The following is an 18,969-nucleotide window of genomic DNA, read 5'->3' on the forward strand; positions in this document are numbered from 1 at the left end:
CACACATGACTAATAACCTACCTAAAATTTCATCGGCTTATCAATCTAAGCTGGTTTCTGCTATTGTATCCATCTCAGTTTTTTTTCTGATCTATCTGATACTTATTCTCGCGTCTCTGCTCATGATATTCTTATTAGGATATGGTGCCATAAAAATGCTGAGTGTTTCTCTCAATTACTTTACCGTTTTTGGTGCGGCAGGATTATTAAGTGTAGGGATTTTTGTTTTTATTTTCCTTGTCAAATTTATTTTCAGAAAAAACCATTACAGTACACGTCACCTGCTGGAAATTAACAGATCTCACCAGCCTCAGCTTTTTGCAATTATTGATGAAATTGTGGCTGAAACAGGAGTAAAAGCCCCTCAAAAAGTTTTTCTTTCTCCGGATGTAAATGCCAGTGTAAGCTATAACTCTGTTTTCTGGAGCATGTTTTTGCCGGTGAAGAAAAATCTGACGATTGGCGTTGGGTTGATCAACACTACAAGTGTAGGAGAATTGCGGACAATTCTGGCTCACGAATTTGGACATTTCTCTCAAAAAAGCATGAAAATAGGCGGTTATGTAAGCCAGGCAGAAAAGATTATTTTTGAAACCGTTTACAATAATAAAGACTATGAAAACTTTATCATGGAGTTTTCGGGAGGGAATGCTATTTTTAAAATTTTCGGTCTGATTTCAGTTAGTTTCATTAATGCATTTCAATCTGTTCTTAAAAGCATGTCCAGCTTTCTTTTCAAAAATCATGCTTCCCTGCAAAGAGAAATGGAATACCATGCAGATGCTATTTCAACCTATATAACCAATCCTGATGAGCAGACTTCATCTTTATTAAGACTGGAATTGAGTGATGTTGCTTTTAATACTTCCTTTAATTTTTACATTGAAAGTAATCAGAAATATCTTCCAAAAGACCTGTACAAGAATCAGGTCTCTTTAATGAAAATTCTATCTGAAAGGAATAACCATCCTTATATCAACGGATTTCCAAAAATTGATGCTGAAGATCTTACCCGCTATAACAAATCCAGAATAGAAATTGAAGACCAGTGGACTTCACATCCTGATATTTTAAAAAGAATTGAAAGAATTAGAACAAACGAAACCAGAAGAACAGCCGCAGACCACAGATTTGCAAAAGAAATTATCAGCGGGTTTGATAAGATTTGTGAAATTATGACGTCAAAATACCTCACTTTACACATGGTGAAAAACGTGGGTGAAGTGATAGAGGATGAAACTTTCATCAAGCTTTATCTGGATCATAATATCTATCAGTCTTTCAGTTCCAATTTTAACGGATATTACGAAAGGCACAATCCTGTTATAGAAAACATTGAATCATGTATTCCTGATGCTGCGGCTCATGATGATAGAGATCTTTTCAGTGACAAAAAGGTATCTTTAGTCTATGAAAAATCAGGAATAGAGGGTGATATACAGATCCTGCAATACCTGGCTTCCCATCCGAAAGAAATAAAAACATTCAGATTTGACGGCACTTTATACAAAGCAAAAGATGCTGCAGGCCTTATCCCTCAAATAGAAAATGAACTGAGAAGAGTAAAAGACGAACTTTTGGAAAATGACAAGGCTGTTTTTCAATACTACTATCATATTTCCGATGAAGATATTAAAAAAGACCTTCTTAAAAAGTACAAAAATTTTGCAGTAATCGATAAAGAATTTGATGATTTTCAGAAAAGTCTTAATGATTTTACACCATACCTCCAGTTTATGGCTGCCACTTTACCTTTTGAAGAAATCCGTAAACACAGGGCTAAACTATTGAAAGCAGAAGAACCTTTTAAACTGAAGACGCAACAACTGATTGAAAACTCGGCTTACAAAGAAGCTTTAAAGCCTGATGATAAAAATATTTTACAGGAATTTGTAAAATCTGAATACATCTACTTCAATAAAGACAAATACCTTGAACATGAAGTAAGTGCCATATCGTTAGTGATTGAAAAATATCAGACATTACTGAATGATTATTATCTTAATTCTAAACTGGAGCTTTTAAACTTTCAGGCCGGTTTGAATAATAATTAATCCGCCCCCGGGAAATCGTAAGTCTTCGTGTGATGATCTGTTCCGTCGATATTGATGTTTAACGCAAGGTAAACGAAATGTAAATTTTTGTTTCCTTTTGCTTCAAATTCACGCTGCCACAGATATCCGCTCACGATGCCAAAATAATCATCAATCTGATAGCCGAAACCGCCATAGACTCTGTTTCTGGCAAAAGTAGGCTTCATCGGAGAGACAAAGAATACTTCGTCATAAGCATTGGCAAAAACAGTTCCTTTCTTAATGGTTTTGGCGTTTAAAGGGACACTTACGTTCAGACGATATCTGTAACGCATTCTCTGTGAAGTCTGATCTGTTTTCGGCTCATAGAACCAGCTCTTTTCAGCACGGAAACGATTTTCAAACTTTACGATACCTTTCTTGATATCTATAATGTCCTGAAGCCAAACTCTGAACTCCTCTCTGCTCAGACTGTGTTCTTTATAGTTAACATATCTTCCAAGTCCTACAAAAGGTTTGTGGTTTTTGGTAAGATTATACCCTAATCCTCCTTTTATTTCATAATAATCGGGATAAGTATAATCTTCGTTACCACGCAGCTGACCTTCTGCATAAAGGAAAAATTTCGGATGAAACTTATAGGTCAGAGTTACTGCATTGAAGCTGGAAATGTGTTCCTGTGCTTTAAAAAAAGAAATTCCAAGTAGTAAACCTAGGCCTATAAGACGTTTCATAAAAAATTTTTGCAAATGTATATTTTTTAACAATTTGTTAATATTAACTTTCATTAATATTAAATTAACAGCTACTTAATATTAATAGTATAAGAAAACCCAATGTGGAACCATCTTTGCGGCATTCCTACTCCAAATGCTTCCGTATATTTTGTATTTGTTACGTTGTTAATCAGTACATAAACCGAATAATCTTTCTTGGCAAAGCTCAGCTTCTCATCTACAAGATTATAGGTTCCCAGATTGACTCTTTCATTGTAACGGTAAACAAGCTCATTGGTAAAGTTTTTCAGGAATTTTACTTCTAATTTGGAAACAAACTGATGTTTCAGATTATCCAGAATATATCGAGAAACCAGACCCGCTTTTTCTTCATATCTGCTGTCAATATAAGTATATCCAACGGTATATTTTAACCAGTCTGTCGGTCTGTGGCTCCACTCTGCTTCTATTCCTTTCGTTTTGATATCTCCAACATTCTGAGCATACCAGACTTTATCACTCAGCTCTTTTTTAACCCAGTCAATAGAATTGCTGGAATTTCTTAAAAACCCGCTTACTTTGGCTAAAATTTTATTATCCTGATATTGGTAGCCAACCTCGGATGACAGCGCATTTTCAGGCTGTAAATCAGGATTTCCCTGTTCAGTTTTACTTATATAATACAGATCCGTAAAGGTTGGAATACGGTGTACTTTTGCAATATTTCCGTAGATTTTATTATTAGAATTAAAGTTATACCCTACATCCAGCCCAGGATAGAAAAAGTTTCCTTCCTTCGAATAGTTTGCCCAAGAAATTCCCGGACTGATATTCAGTTTTTTATCCAGCAATGAAAAATGATGTTCAAAGAAAAGCTGAGAAACAAAACGATTTCTGTCTCCCAAATTACTACTTACCAAAACCTCTTTTCTAAGCTCAACTCCAATTCCGGTTGTTCCCAATCCCCACTGGTAACTGGAATTCACTTCTCCACCCACATTATTTCCAATATGCATATTTCGGTAAAAAATAGGATTCCATCGGTCATAAAGGTACATATCCTGTCCTCTTCTCCAGTATACATTAGAATTAAGTTTCAGTTTTCCAAAAGTCTGCTGATGAGCCACACTTACGATAGAAGCTTGTGTTTCCTCATATTGTTTTGTAGCAGCACTGGAAGCATAAAAACCATTGGCTCCGAATTTCTTTTCCGAAAAGCCAGCCTGTACTCTTACATCTCCGTTTTTGATGTTCAGTTTTCCCTGATAAAATACATTTCTGATTTCATAATCTGTATTGAACATATAGCCTTCTGAAGAGGCAGAATTTGCCTGAAGAGAGTTCGTGAACTTCTCATTTCCAATCTGCGCATTAAATCCAAGACCATACGTGCTGTAATCTCCGCCCTCTGCACTGATTTTTACTTTCTTGCCTGGTGTAGTCCTGGTAATAATATTAATAACACCGGCATATGCATTCTGTCCGAAACGTCTTGCTGCCGGGCCTTTTATGATCTCTATCTTTTCTACGTCATCAAGATCTACCGGAATATTCATACTATTATGTCCGGTCTGGGAATCATTCATCCTGATTCCGTTCAACAACAGCAGAACCTGCTCAAAAGAACTTCCACGAAAACCGATATCACTCTGCACCCCATTAGCTCCTCTCCTTCTGATATCCATCCCTGGCACCTGCTGAAGAATTTCATCGATACTTTTAGCCGGAGAATTTACAATGTCTTCTCTGGTGATAACGCTGATGTTCTGATTAGCGCTTTTATAAGGTGTAGAGATAAATTTTCCCTGAAATTCAATGCTTTCAATATCTGTTGTCTTTTCCTGTGCATTTACCCAAAGTAAAGTTCCCAGAAAAAAAGCACTTCCTATCTTTTTGATCATAACCGTTTTCGTAGTTTTTTTAACAGAGTCCAAAAGTAAGGGAGTTCACCAAGACAGGCAAATGATAGTTGTCATAAAAAAAGATGCAGCGTAATGCTGCATCTGTGTGAGGGAGTAATTCTATCTTTTTTTCATTAAATGTGTAACTAGATCTCTGAATAATTTTCTCATTTCTATATTACATATTTACAATTACAATTTTAAATAATTTTACAACATAAAACAATAGTTACATAAAAAAACACAACACATTTTAAAAATATACATAAAACACTGTAAAACAAATAATAAAACAAAATTAAGTCCACAAAAAACATTTATTTTTATCATTTATCTACAGGTCTTTTTCTTTTTTTGAATTCTTATTTCATGTTGATAATAACAATTTTTAACAATAAGATAAGCGTAAATTTTTCGCTAAAATTTCGTAATTTTGTGGGTCTTAATTTTACGATGAAAGTATTCTGTTTCAACAGTGATTTTTGTCCGCATTTATAAAAATGCAGCAACAGGTTTCGGATGAATTCAGAATAGAGGTAAAAGTTCAATTGATACCGGCTGCAGAATATTTGTAGCCAAACACCGTTACTGGCAGCCTTAATGCTGTGCAGTCTTTTTATGAATAAACAAAATATGGCTAACACAACAGAAATAGATATAAAAAAACAGATTTTCGTTAAGAATGCCCATCTTAATAATCTGAAACATATAGACGTCCTGATTCCGAAGAATAAGCTTATTGTTATCACAGGAGTTTCAGGAAGCGGAAAATCCTCTTTAGCCTTTGATACTATTTATGCGGAAGGACAGAGAAGATATGTTGAAAGCTTAAGTTCTTATGCCCGTCAGTTTTTGGGAAAATTAGAAAAACCAAAAGTAGATGATATCAAAGGACTTGCTCCTTCTATTGCTATTCAGCAGAAAGTAATTTCTTCCAATCCTCGTTCTACAGTGGGAACTTCTACAGAGATCTACGATTATATGAAACTCCTGTTTGCAAGGATTGGGAAAACCTTTTCACCGATTTCGGGAGAAGAAGTGAAAAAAGATTTGGTTTCTGATGTAATTGACTTCATCAAGGCTTCAAAAAAAGATACTTCATTTCTATTGACCGCTCCTTTGGAATATGACATTAATAATTTTAAAGAAACATTAAATGTTTTAAAACTGGCCGGTTTCACGAGACTTGAAATCAATGGAAATGTAGCCGGAATTGAAGATCTGGAAAGTTTTGGTTTTGCTCCGGAAAAAGGAATGACGATCAACCTTGTAATAGACCGTTTCTCGTACGAAGAAGACGAAAGCTTTTTACAAAGACTTGCAGACTCTATTCAAATGGCATTCTATGAAGGACGCGGATATTGTTCATTAAAAAACGCCGATACCGAAAAAGTAAAAGAATTCTCTAATAAGTTCGAACTGGACGGTATGGAATTCCTTGAACCCAACGTTCATTTTTTCAGCTTCAATAACCCATACGGAGCATGCCCGGCATGTGAAGGATACGGAAAAGTAATCGGGATTGATGAAGATCTTGTAGTTCCCAATAAAACGCTTTCTATCTATGAAGATGCTGTTGTCTGCTGGAGAGGAGAAACGATGAGTGAATGGAAAAAAGATTTCATCAAAAAAGCAGGTGACTTCCCTATCCACAAACCTTATCATCAATTAACAAAAGAACAGAAAAACTTCCTTTGGAAAGGTGACGGAAAGAGTAACTTCCCATGCATCAATAATTTCTTCAAAATGCTTGAAGAAAACCTTTATAAAATCCAGTACAGAGTAATGCTTTCCCGCTACAGAGGAAAAACACTTTGCCCTACATGTGAAGGATTGAGACTTCGTGAAGAAACAAGCTGGGTAAAAGTAGACGGACATAATATTCAGTCGATGATCGAACTGCCTTTGGATGAACTCGCTCCGGTAATTAACGGATTAAAGCTTTCCGATCACGACAAAGAAGTGGCCAAAAGACTGATCTATGAAATCACTACCCGTCTGGAATTTTTATTAAAAGTAGGATTAGGATATTTAACATTAAACAGAACATCGAATACCCTGTCGGGAGGAGAAAGTCAGAGAATTAATCTGGCAACCAGTTTAGGAAGTTCTTTGGTAGGTTCTATTTATATATTAGACGAACCTTCTATCGGGTTGCACTCTAAAGACACGGAAAACCTGATCGAAGTATTGAAAAATCTTCGTGATCTTGGAAACACCGTCATTGTAGTGGAACACGATGAGGATGTGATGAGAGCGGCAGACTATATTATTGATATTGGCCCGGAAGCGGGGTATCTTGGCGGCGAACTGGTATTTGCCGGAGATTATAAGGATCTGAAAAAAGCAAACACGCTTACTTCAGAATATCTTACAGGAAGACTTGAAATAGAAGTTCCGAAGAAAAGAAGAAAAGGAAAAGAATGGATTCACATTAAAGGAGCCCGTCAGAATAACCTTAAAAATATAGATGTAGACGTTCCTTTGGAAAGTCTGGTAGTCATTTCCGGAGTTTCAGGAAGTGGAAAATCTACTTTGATGAAAGAAATCCTTACCAATGACATCCAGATCCAGCTTGGAATGGGCGGTAAAAAAGGAGATTATGACTCTGTAGAATTCCCGAAGAAAATGATCAAAAATATTGAACTGATTGATCAGAACCCGATTGGAAAATCATCACGTTCAAACCCTGTAACTTACTTAAAAGCTTACGATGACATCCGTGATCTTTTTGCCAAGCAGAAAGTGGCTAAAATGATGGGTTATAAGCCTAAACATTTCTCTTTCAACGTAGATGGCGGAAGATGTGATGAATGTAAAGGAGAAGGTATAATCAACGTTTCCATGCAGTTTATGGCAGACATTGAACTTGAATGTGAAGTTTGTAAAGGAACACGATTCAAAAATGAGATCCTTGAAGTAAGATTTGATGAGAAAAACATCTCTGATATTCTTCACATGACCGTAGATGAAGCATTGGAGTTCTTTAAAGACAATAATGAAGAGAAGATCGTAACGAAACTGAGACCTTTACAGGAAGTAGGTTTAGGCTACTTACAACTGGGACAAAGCTCTTCTACCCTTTCCGGTGGTGAGGCGCAGCGTGTGAAACTGGCTTCATTCCTTGTAAAGGGGATTACAACAGATAAAACTTTATTCATCTTTGATGAGCCTTCCACAGGACTTCACTTCCATGATATTAAGAAATTACTGAAATCATTACAGGCATTGATTGATCTTGGACATTCGGTGATTGTTATTGAACATCAGCCAGATATCATCAAATGTGCAGATTATATTATCGATATTGGCCCGGAAGCTGGAAAACACGGTGGAGAAGTTGTATTTGCAGGAACACCTGAAGATCTGACTAAAAACAAAAAGTCCTATACGGCAAAATACATCAAAGAAAAACTGGAACAATAAATACATACAATCGGCTGTTTTGAAACAGCCGATTTTTTATTGAGATTTTCTATATTTATTCAACGTATTAAACCATTACAAAATTATTCTTTATGCCCTGGAATCCTGAATTATACGATCAGTACAAAGATCTACGCTACAAGCCTTTTTATGATCTAGCAGCATTGATTAAGCCCGGAAACAATATAAAAGCTATTGACTTAGGCTGTGGAACCGGAGAACAAACCTCTATCCTTACGGAAAAACTGACAGGTTCCACATTCTTAGGAATTGATTCATCAGCAGAAATGCTTGAAAAATCAAAGAAGTATGAAAATAAAAACCTTCATTTTAAGCTTCAGTCTATTGAAGAAACAGCACAGTCTGACCAGAAATGGGATCTTGTGTTCAGTAATGCCGCTTTACAATGGGCTGATGATCACCAAGCCCTATTTCCTAAACTTATTGGATTGCTTTCACAAAAAGGACAATTAGCCATACAAATGCCTGTTCAGAAAGAAAATATTCTCAATCAGATTCTTACAGAAATGGCAGATGAAGAACCCTACGTATCCCAGTTAAATCATTTCAACCGTGATTCTCCGGTGCTTTCAATGGATGATTATGCCCAGATATTATTTGATAACGGAATTCAGGATATTGAAATATTTCAGAAGGTATACCCTATTATTGCAGATGATTCCGAGGCTTTATACACCTTTATTTCCGGAACAGCATTGTTACCTTATTTAGAACGTCTGGAAGGGGAACAGAAAGAAAATTTCATTTCAGAATTTAAATCACGCATCGCAAAAAGATTTACAAAATATCCGGCCATCTATGCATTTAAGCGTATCCTGATGTATGGCCGTAAGAAATAAAACAGCTTTAAAAAGCTAAAAAGGAAGATGATTTTCCTCACCGGAACTACCTCCTATATTGGCAGATGAACTAAATTCCGGATTATAAAAAAACAATTCATGAAATACTCTAAAATCATTACTTGCGCCATTCCTCTCTTCATATTCAACTGTTCCGTACAAAAGAAAAATACTGGAAATAATGATTATGAAGTAAAGCTGGATACATTAACCTTATTTGACCAGAGCAGAAACCGGAAGATTCCTGTTGCTTTTTACCATCCTAAAATTGTTAAAAAAATCCTACATCAGCCAGTCGTTATCTTTAGTCATGGATATGGAGCCAACAAAGGTGGAGATTATTTTGTATATTCTTATTTAACGAAAAAACTGGCTTCAAAAGGCTATTTTACAGTAAGCATTCAACATGAACTTACAACAGACAGTCTTTTACCAACCGAAGGAAATTTGCAGATTGTAAGAAGACCTTTCTGGCAAAGTGGTTCTGATAATATTCTGTTTGTACTGAATGAACTCAAAAAGACTCACCCGGAACTGGATTACCCGCATCTGACTCTTATAGGCCATTCTAATGGAGGGGATATGGCAGCATTATTCACCAATCAGCATCCTAACCTGGTATATAAACTGATTACAATGGATAACCGCAGAATGTTCCTGCCGAGAACTTCCCTTCCCAGGATTTACACATTACGCTCCAATGATTACCCTGCTGATGAAGGCGTTCTGCCTGATGAAGAGAACCGGGATAAGTACCATATCACCGTACAGCCTACGCAGATCAATCATGGACATATGGACGATAAAGGAACTGATGAAGAGAAAAAAAACTTGAATGATTTTGTTTTACAATACCTTTCTGAACCATGATTTCAGAAAACCCAATAAGTTATCCACATTTTTTTGTGGATAACTTGTGAATTTTAACATTAAATTCATATTCCGTATTAAAATTATTACTACATTTACTATGTAATAAACATCGAAGTGGAAACTTTATTTGCTTTTCTTACTACTCTTGAAATTGCAATTAAATTTGAAATAAAAATTTAAGCACAGCATTGTCGGCTGTGCTTTTTATTGTTGTCTAATTAAAAAAATGAGATGTATTATCTACTGGATCTGCCCCTAAAGGGCAGATTCTTTTATTTAGGTAGTTTTGCAAATAGTACTTGTAAGAATTTACTATGAATTTTCAAATGCATATTCGTCATAAACAGTGTTAATAAGCTGATCTGAGTTGATGTTTCGCGAAAAAATAGGATAATGAAAACGATCCAGTTTATTGAGAATACGAATCAGATCCATCTTCTCTTTATGGTTAAGATTTCCTGCCACAATGTTGGTAGCCTGCCGGATCTTCTCCATTTGTTTTTCAAGGGTCAACAACCCTCTTTCAGAAATACGGATTAATTTGCTTCGCTTATCCAGATCAGAATCTGTTTGCTCAACAAGCCCCTGACGCAATAGTCTTGTAATGATAAGCATGCCTACCGGTTTATCATGAATATTCTTTTTGATAAGGGCCATTTTGGTCATTTCACCAAATGCCTTCAAATTGATTAAATAAATAAAGTCTTCCTGGGTAGAAAATTCAGAATCTGATATCGCAGATTTTGAGTAAGTTTTTGCATATCGGTTAAGATGAACAAGTAATGTATTGATTGCACTTTCCGGTGTTCTTCCATTTTCTTTACCTTCCCAATAAGGCTCATCAAAAGTATCAGTCTGTTGGGTAGTCTCCTGATCAGAAATCCAGGTCTTAAAGCCTTCTATTGTAGCAGGATAGACATCCGGATATATATTAGCTTCTGATTCAAATTGCTCGAGGAGCGTCATAAAATCTTTAATAAGGGCAAAATTCATGTTGATTAAAATAGTATACAAATATACCTTATTTTATTATAATGTTAAGTATTTTCCCCTTATACGGTATAACATTTGTACTTTAAAGTATAATTATCAATAGTATGGATGAAACAAAAATAGAATTATTGGATCTGATTAATGATAAGCATTTAATAGATGAATATTTTAATTTCAAAATAAAGAGGGAATTGAATATCGACATTGATCTTAGTTCTGAATATATTACTGCACATAATATAGTTTCAAAAAAATTAATTCTTGTGCAGACATTCTCAAATACGATAATGGACAACCCGCAGTTATATCTTTTATTACGCTCTTTAATTCATAATATCAACAGCTATTATCTGACAAAAAATGAAATAATTTCTACTCTGAAAAATCAATAATCCCTCAAAATTTGAGAGATTATTGATGCCTGGAAAAGTATATGGTATTTATACCTGTTCTTTTAGATGTTTTGCCACCATTTCTTCAAGGTCATCCAGATTGAAAGGTTTTGATACATAATCATCTGCCTGTGCTTCGGAAGCTAAAGCCGCGATATCATTATTTGCAGTAATATAGATGACAGGAATATGATTAAATTCTTCACTGCTTTTAAGAAGTTTTGTAGCTTCTACTCCTCCTATTTTCGGAATCCAGTTATCCATCAGAATAACATCAGGATGATATTCTGCTACTTTCTCCAGAATGTCATGTGAAGTTTCTGAAATCTTAACTTCGTAGCCATTCTCTTCAAATATGATGGTAATTACTTCCAAAATAGCAGCATCATCATCAAAAATTAAAATTTTCTTTTTGTTCATATTATTTAGGTTATTCTTATTACAATTGATTGATATAATCTGCCAAATTATCCGGTCTGATAATGAGATCATAATTAATTTCTTCTACGGCATGTTTGGGCATATATTCTACTTCTGCCGTGGCCGGATCCTGAATCCACACCTGTCCGTTATTTTTTTTTATGTAGCACAAACCTTCTACTCCATCAGCATTGGCACCTGATAAAAGCATTCCAATCATATGCTCTCCAAAAATTTCCGCTGCAGATCTGAAGGTAACGTCTATTGAAGGGCGGGAATAATTCATTTTTTCTGAGCTGTCTAATGACATATTTTTCTTATTCTCAAACAGTAAATGATAATCAGCAGGAACAATATATATGGCGTTATCATTTAATTCAGTTTTATCTTCTGCTTCTATAACCGGTATTTTAGTAAACTGCTGTAGTAAAGTCCGCAAAATATCTCCGGATTGGGCTTTACGGTGAAGCACAACAACTATTGGGATTTTCAAAGTATCATCAAGATTTTTGATCATTTCAATAATGACCTGCAGACTTCCTGCCGATCCTCCTATAACAATGAGTTCAATGTTCGTCAGTGATTTCATAGCAGTATTTATTAATGGTGATCAAGCTTTTTCCAGATTTTCTGGTCTTCCACCTGATGATAATTCTTTTCAATGGTAGAAAACCTAAGTGTTTCTTTAGCTCCAAGAGCCAGAAAGCCTAAATTTTCCAGACTGTTGTCAAAAAGGCTGAATACCCTTTCCTGCAAGTCTCTATCGAAATAAATCAGAACATTTCTGCATATAATCAGCTGAAAACTATTGAAAGAACTGTCTGACACCAGATTGTGAGTAGACAAAATAAGTTTTTCCTGTAAGCTTTTATCAAACTTTACACTGTCATAATTGGCCGTATAATAATCAGAAAAATCACTTTTCCCACCTGAAAGCATATAATTTTCGGAGTACAATTTCATCTGCTGCAGCGGAAAAACTCCGGCTCTGGCCGTCTCAAGAACTGCAGGGTTTAAATCAGTACCATAGATAAGGGATTTATGATAAAGACCTGCTTCTTTCAGCAAAATAGCAATAGAGTATGCTTCTTCCCCCGTGGAGCATCCTGCAATCCAGATCCTGATCAAAGGATAGGTTCCTAATTGAGGCAAAATTTTCTCCCTTAATGCTTTAAAAAAAGAAGGATCGCGAAACATTTCTGTGACATTTACTGTAACTTCCTCTACAAAACGTTTTAAATATTCGGCATCATTCATGATGGTATATCTCAGTTCCGCGAAGCTGGTAAACCGGTCTAAAAGGCATATACGATTCACCCTTCTTTTAAACGAAGCCCTGCTATAACCGGAAAAGTCATAGCCATACATCTCATAAACATCGTTGATCAGATATTCTACTTCTTTATCTTTTATGATACTTGGTTCCAGCATCTATGAAAGTTTTTCTATTGCCATTATTAAAAGGTCTACATCAATGGGTTTCGAAACATAATCATCAGCCCCTACCTCAATACATTTCTGACGGTCTTCAGGCATTGCCTGTGCAGTAACGGCAACAACGGGAATATCTTTGATTTCAGGGGTGTTTCTTATAATCCTTACCGCCTCATAGCCATCTATTCCAGGCATCATCATATCCATCAGTACCACTGAAAACTGAGCATCAGCCTTTAGCATATCTAAGGCTTCCTGAGCCATAGTACAGGTTTCAACCGCATATCCACGAGCCTTAAGGGTTAGCTTCAATGCGAATATATTGCGTGGATCATCATCCACAATTAAAATTTTCTTATTCATCAGAATTTTATCTGTTTAACTTTCATATAACCAAACGCGAAGAAGCGACAATAGCTGATCAATATCCACGGGTTTTGAGATATAATCCGAAGCTCCGGCTGTAATACATTTCTCGCGATCTCCAATCATTGATTTTGCAGTTACGGCTATGATAGGAAGCTTTTTAAATGCCGGCATTTTTCTTATCTGCTTTATGGTTTCATAGCCATCCATTTCCGGCATCATCATATCCATTAAGATCACATCTATATCAGGATTGTGGTGAATTTGCTCAAGGGCATGCTTTCCATCCATGGCTACAATCACTTCCACCTTATATTTTTCCAGGGCTTTGGTTAAAGAAAAAATATTACGGACATCATCATCCGTAATGAGTACTTTTTTACCACTCAGCACTTCGGTAAGAGATCCCAACATTCTGCCTGTGGTATTTTCTGAGGAATTATTTTTTTCTTCCACCAAATGCAGGAACAACCCTACTTCATCTAAAATTCTCTGGTATGAATGTGCTGTTTTTACAACAATTGAATCTGCATACTGTTTTATTTTAAGCTCTTCTTCTTTAGATAAATGGTGTTCTGTAAAAATGATAATAGGAAGATTTTCCAGCCCTTCATGACTTTTGATTGATTCTATTACATGATAATCATTTCCTTTTGAGCTTCCGATATCCAGAATAACGCAGTCAACAAGATCCGAAGTCAGAGCTTTTACACTATCTTCCACCGTATGTTCTACTGATAAAGAGATATTGAAATTGCTCAGGAAATAAGACAATGCACTGGCATGCTTGGCGTTTTCTTCTACAATCAGCACTTTTTGAGATCCTTTTTTTAAGGCTTCTTCGATTTTTCTGAATACATCAGTCATTTTATCCAGCGCTACCGGCTTGTTAATAAAGTCTACAGCACCTTTCATCAGGCTTTCCTTTTTAAGATGAAGGACAGACATCATATGAACCGGAATATGTTTGATATAAGGATCAGATTTCAGTTCGTCCATTACCTCCCAACCGTCTTTTACAGGAAGCTGAACATCCAGTAAAATGGCATGTGGGTGGTACTTCTGAGCTGCTGAAAGACCATAATCTCCTCTCACTACAACAACTCCTTTATAGTTTTGCAAATGAGCATATTTCAATAAGGCTTTAGCAAAATTGATATCATCTTCAATAATTAAAATAACTTTATCCCCTTCCTGAATATTTTCTCTGTCATCCGCCACATCATCAGGAATCTCAAGGGTATTTAACAGAGTGTTTTTTTCTTCTCCATCATCAAGTATATTTTGGATTTCTTCCACATCTTCACGTATCACTTCTACAAGATTCTGATCCGTCTCAGAATGAGCAATTTCCGTTACGGCATGTACAGGAATGATAAAACTGAATTCACTTCCTTTGTCTACCTCACTTTTCAGAGCCAGCTCTCCTCCCAGAAGCCTGGCAATTTCACGGCTGATTGATAAACCAAGGCCTGTCCCTCCAAATTTTCGTTTGGTAGAACCATCTGCCTGCTGGAATGCTTCAAAGATGATCTTTTGCTTATCTTCTGCGATACCAACACCTGTATCTTTAACTGAAAATATTATGAAATCAGGTTTTTCAGAATGTTTTTTGATGTGTAAATCGATGCTCCCTTTTGTGGTAAATTTTAAAGCATTGGACAATAGATTTCTTAAGACCTGATCAATTCTAAGACGGTCACTTTCGATAACGTTCTGAACGTCTGCTTCAATTTCAATGTTAAACGGAAGGGCTTTCTCCTGAAAGACAGGGTTAAAAAGACTCTTTAGATCTTTTACCACTTCTTCGATAATCACCTCCTGATATTCAAGAGTCATTTTACCGGATTCTATTTTTGCAAGATCCAGGATTTCATCAATAAGGGTTAATAAACTGGTTCCGGAACTATGAATTACTTTTGCAGATTCTACTTGATCTTCATTGAGGTTTTCATCCGGATTTTCCGTCATTAGTCGTGATAAAAGAAGGATTGAATTCAGCGGAGTTCTCAATTCATGAGACATATTGGCTAAAAACTCAGATTTGTATTTGGTACTTAATGCCAGCTCCTCTACCTTCTTCTGAATCTCATTATTACGTTCAGCAATCAAATGATTTTTCTCTTCCAGCAATCTGGAACGCTCTTCCAGTTCTGCATTGGCCTGCATCAGTTCTTCCTGCTGTACTTTGAGCTCTTCTTCCGAAGCCTGAAGTTTCTGTGTTTGTGCTTCAAGTTCAGTATTCAGATTTTCAAGTTCAGAGTGCTGAACCTGCAGTTCTTCAGACTGTGCCTGGGTTTCTTCCAGTAACTGTTGTTCTTTTTCCCGGCCTTTTGCAGCACTCAGGGCAATTCCTATATTAACGCAACATTCTTCAAAATAACTTATTCTGTCTTCATCAAAGTTAGAAGTGGAGCCAAGTTCCAGAACTCCGATTATATGACCGTCTGAAAAGAGTGGAAGCAGTATAATTCCATAAATTTTAATCGTACTGCTGGCAAAAGTCACTACAAAATCATCTTCATGAAGATTATTATAAACCTGTGTTTTAGTTTTAACAAAAGCCTGCCCCACCATTCCTTCTCCAGGTTCAAAAGATTTTTTCATATTGGATTCCAGTCCGTAAGCTTTATTAAGCTTTAAGAGGCCTTCATCATATAAATACAGCGAACCGTTGATACAGTTTCCATATTCAATCAATTGCATTAAAGCTTTATCAGAAACTTCCTGCACCGATTTATTTCCTACCAGTGATTCATTCAGCAAAGCAAGACCTTTCTGACGCCAGTCACTTCTATTAATTTTATCAAAGGAGGTTTTGAGAGACTCTGTCATATTATTCAGAGATTCAACAAGGTCTCCGAGATCATCCTGAGCGTTATCCACTACTTTTTCACTATAATCACCGTTAGCTACTCTGTTGGCAATTTTTTGAATAGCACTTACACGACGCGTTGTTTCTTCATCCTTCTCCTTAAGCATTTTTTCCAGTTTATCTCTTCGGATAAGATCTGCGCGCATTTTTATATAGAAAAATGCAGTTACAACAACTGCAGCAATTGCGGAAAAAATGATAAACAGAACCGTTGTCTGGGATGAACGGTTAAGATCCTTATTTTTAATTTGCAGCTGCCTTTCTTCGTATTGTACAAAATCATTAACAATTTTCCGGGATTGATCCATATAGGCCTTGCCTTCAATAATCTGCTGTTGAGTCATTATAATACCTCTTCGTCTGCTCTCAACCAAATGCTTCAGATTATCCATTACCCGATCCACTGCAGCTTTCAGACCGGCAAGTCTTTGTAATTGATTCTGATCATTGATACCCAAAGATTCAGCGCGTATCAAAGCTTCAGGATATTCTTTCAATCCCCTTTTATAGGGTTCAAGAAAGTCTTCTCTTCCGGTAAGCTGATAACCTCTGTTTCCGGTTTCTGCATCCAGTAAAGCAACCAGCACATCTTTCACTGCTGTTACAGAACGTCTGCTTTTAGAAAGATTCTCCCGATGATTCATCTGGTTCCGGATACTCCAATAGGAAGCCAGTGAACTTGCGATTAAAATCAAAAGCGAAAGACCTACTCCAAACTGAAGATTTCGTATTATTTTTTTGGGCATTAAAATTAATTTAGTGGTAATGTAAAATAAAAAGTAGAGCCTTCATCTAGAATGCTGGAAACGCCAACACTTCCATGGTGCTGCTTGATGATTTCAGAACAAATGAACAATCCGATCCCCATACCCTGAAACTGCAATGAAGATTCTTCTACACGATAGAATTTCTTAAATACAGCATCCTGTTTAAAATCAGGAATTCCAATCCCAAAGTCGGTTACATTCACTCGTACTTCTTCCGCTTCCTTGTCTACAAAAGTGGTAACTATAACCTGATTGTTATCTGGTGAATATTTAATGGCATTTGTGAGAAAATTAATGAGAACCTGCTCTATACGGATCTCATCTAAAGGAATTAAAATATCAGGTTTTGTTCCATGACGCTCAATTTTCACTTCGCGCTGATCATGGGTTTGCAATATTGTTTCAATAGCATTATTGATCAAATTTTCGAGGTTAACCGGTTTTTTATTAATTTTAAGCTTACCATTTTCTATTTTGGAAACATCCAGCAGATCTGTAATAAGGGTATTCAGCTTTTCAATCTGTCCCTGAACTTTCATAACAAATCCTGCTTCTGAGCTTTCTTTATCAAGTTTCAACTTTCTTTCTAATAACTGCACATATGCTTTAATACTCGTTAGAGGTGTCTTCAGCTCATGGCTTGCAATACTTAAAAATTCGTCCTTTTCTTTTTCGATTTTCTTCTGGTCATCAATATCAGTAAAAGTTCCAACCCAGTTTTTAATACGACCTTCATCATAAACCGGAGTTACTCTTAGCAAATGATAGCGGTAATTACCTGAAATGACATTTTTAATTCTAATCTCCAGCTCAAGAGCTTTTCCTTTTTTCCTGCATCTTGCAAACTCGTCTGTGATATCAGGATCATCCGGATGTATTTCAGGGAAATTCTGTTCGGTTTTTGAATATTCGTACCACTTACCATTCACAAAATCAACGGCTCCTGCTTCATTCAGCGTAAATGCAATTTGTGGAAGCGATTCCAGCATTAAGTGAAAATGGTCTATCTGAGACTTCATCGTCACTTGTGATGCACGTCTTCCTTTAACCTCCAGTTCAAGATTCTGCTGGGTCTTTTTCATGGCTATATTCTGTTCCTGAAGATTGTAGAAGGTTTTCACCTTAAGCAAAAGGATCTCAGGATCCACAGGTTTAGTTACATAGTCTTTAGCACCGGAAGCATAGCCTTGCGTTATGAATTTTTTGTCTGTGCTGACAGCCGATAAAAATATAATGGGAACTTCTTTTGTCTTGCTATAATCTGCCAGTGTTTCCGCCACTTCAAAGCCGTCCATATCAGGCATTTGAACATCCAGAATAATGAGGGCATAGTCGTTTTTGAGGGCTTTGCCCAGAGCCTCTTCACCGGAATTGGCTGTTTCCACCTGAAAATCCTTGGATTCAAGTAATTTTTGCAGTGAATAAAGATTACTTTGATTGTCATCAACAATTAAAATCATAGAAGTTAAAATCAATAATTAGTTACAGATATTTAAACCTCAAAAATACTCACAATATTTCAAAAAATAGCAATTTTTAAAGGATTATGAGTAAGTATTTCATACCACATTTTTTCCCCGGAAACTATGCATTCGCATTATCATTTTTCAGATTATAATTGGCAGGATAAAGAGAAGAAGTTTATGAAAACAAAAGAATATGTATTCAAAATATTTGGGGTAAAATCAAATTTTGGGGAATCCGCTTATTTTTATTGATAAACTCTATGAAGAGTGTGAAATTTTATATCAGGTTAGCATAACAATGCTGGAAAGATAAAACGCATCAGAATATAGAATACAAATAAACTATATAAAAGGTAGTGTTTCACTAACTGTGTAAGTTAAAAAGTTATTCTGGAAAATTTTGAGCCCTCATAGCTCAAAAAATTTTACGGAAATAACTTTTTATTA

13 protein-coding genes are annotated in these 18,969 nt (G+C 36.0%); 4 read left to right on the forward strand and 9 right to left on the reverse strand.

Annotated features, from left to right (window positions below; translation table 11 throughout):
* Positions 1–5 precede the first annotated feature (5 nt).
* Complete coding sequence (locus BW946_RS17410) at positions 6–2,054, forward strand: M48 family metallopeptidase (RefSeq protein ID WP_076597373.1); 2,049 nt, start codon at positions 6–8, stop codon at positions 2,052–2,054.
* Here BW946_RS17410 and BW946_RS17415 read toward each other — a convergent pair.
* Both BW946_RS17415 and BW946_RS17420 read right to left on the reverse strand, forming a co-directional pair.
* Positions 2,051–2,767 carry a DUF2490 domain-containing protein gene (locus BW946_RS17415; protein WP_076597374.1) on the reverse strand — a complete coding sequence of 239 codons (717 nt, stop codon included), beginning with the start codon at positions 2,765–2,767 and terminating at the stop codon, positions 2,051–2,053. The two genes, BW946_RS17410 and BW946_RS17415, sit on opposite strands and share 4 nt — an antisense overlap.
* 71 nt (positions 2,768–2,838) lie before the next feature.
* The gene (locus BW946_RS17420; RefSeq protein WP_076597388.1) at positions 2,839–4,650 is read right to left on the reverse strand and encodes a TonB-dependent receptor plug domain-containing protein; all 1,812 of its coding nucleotides are present in this window, start codon (positions 4,648–4,650) and stop codon (positions 2,839–2,841) included.
* Positions 4,651–5,283: 633 nt separating this feature from the next.
* Between BW946_RS17420 and uvrA the strand changes: the two genes are divergently transcribed.
* From uvrA to BW946_RS17435, 3 genes are all read left to right on the forward strand, one after another.
* Positions 5,284–8,076 carry an excinuclease ABC subunit UvrA gene (gene uvrA, locus BW946_RS17425; RefSeq protein WP_076597389.1) on the forward strand — a complete coding sequence of 931 codons (2,793 nt, stop codon included), beginning with the start codon at positions 5,284–5,286 and terminating at the stop codon, positions 8,074–8,076.
* 92 nt (positions 8,077–8,168) lie between these two features.
* The gene (locus BW946_RS17430) at positions 8,169–8,936 is read left to right on the forward strand and encodes a methyltransferase domain-containing protein (protein WP_076597375.1); all 768 of its coding nucleotides are present in this window, start codon (positions 8,169–8,171) and stop codon (positions 8,934–8,936) included.
* 99 nt (positions 8,937–9,035) lie between these two features.
* A complete protein-coding gene (locus BW946_RS17435) occupies positions 9,036–9,806 on the forward strand; it encodes an alpha/beta hydrolase (protein WP_076597376.1) in 771 nt (256 codons plus the stop codon).
* A 315-nt stretch (positions 9,807–10,121) separates the two neighbouring features.
* On the opposite strand, the gene BW946_RS17440 is transcribed toward BW946_RS17435, so the two are convergent.
* From BW946_RS17440 to BW946_RS17475, 7 genes are all read right to left on the reverse strand, one after another.
* A complete protein-coding gene (locus BW946_RS17440) occupies positions 10,122–10,802 on the reverse strand; it encodes a MarR family winged helix-turn-helix transcriptional regulator (RefSeq protein ID WP_076597377.1) in 681 nt (226 codons plus the stop codon).
* A 440-nt stretch (positions 10,803–11,242) separates the two neighbouring features.
* On the reverse strand, positions 11,243–11,614 hold the full coding sequence (locus BW946_RS17450; protein WP_076597379.1) for a response regulator: 372 nt from the start codon (positions 11,612–11,614) through the stop codon (positions 11,243–11,245).
* 19 nt (positions 11,615–11,633) lie between these two features.
* Positions 11,634–12,203: a chemotaxis protein CheB gene (locus BW946_RS17455; RefSeq protein WP_076597380.1), complete on the reverse strand. Its 570-nt coding sequence runs from the start codon at positions 12,201–12,203 to the stop codon at positions 11,634–11,636.
* 11 nt (positions 12,204–12,214) lie between these two features.
* On the reverse strand, positions 12,215–13,045 hold the full coding sequence (locus BW946_RS17460) for a CheR family methyltransferase (protein WP_076597381.1): 831 nt from the start codon (positions 13,043–13,045) through the stop codon (positions 12,215–12,217).
* Positions 13,046–13,411: a response regulator gene (locus tag BW946_RS17465; protein ID WP_076597382.1), complete on the reverse strand. Its 366-nt coding sequence runs from the start codon at positions 13,409–13,411 to the stop codon at positions 13,046–13,048.
* A 15-nt stretch (positions 13,412–13,426) separates the two neighbouring features.
* The gene (locus BW946_RS17470) at positions 13,427–17,035 is read right to left on the reverse strand and encodes a response regulator (protein WP_076597383.1); all 3,609 of its coding nucleotides are present in this window, start codon (positions 17,033–17,035) and stop codon (positions 13,427–13,429) included.
* 5 nt (positions 17,036–17,040) lie between these two features.
* Entirely contained in the window at positions 17,041–18,516 is a 1,476-nt protein-coding gene (locus BW946_RS17475) for a hybrid sensor histidine kinase/response regulator (RefSeq protein ID WP_076597384.1), read from the reverse strand.
* Between the last annotated feature and the right edge of the window lie 453 nt (positions 18,517–18,969).

Origin of the sequence: Chryseobacterium sp. RU33C, assembly GCF_900156015.1 — a bacterium.
Classification (GTDB): domain Bacteria; phylum Bacteroidota; class Bacteroidia; order Flavobacteriales; family Weeksellaceae; genus Chryseobacterium; species Chryseobacterium candidae.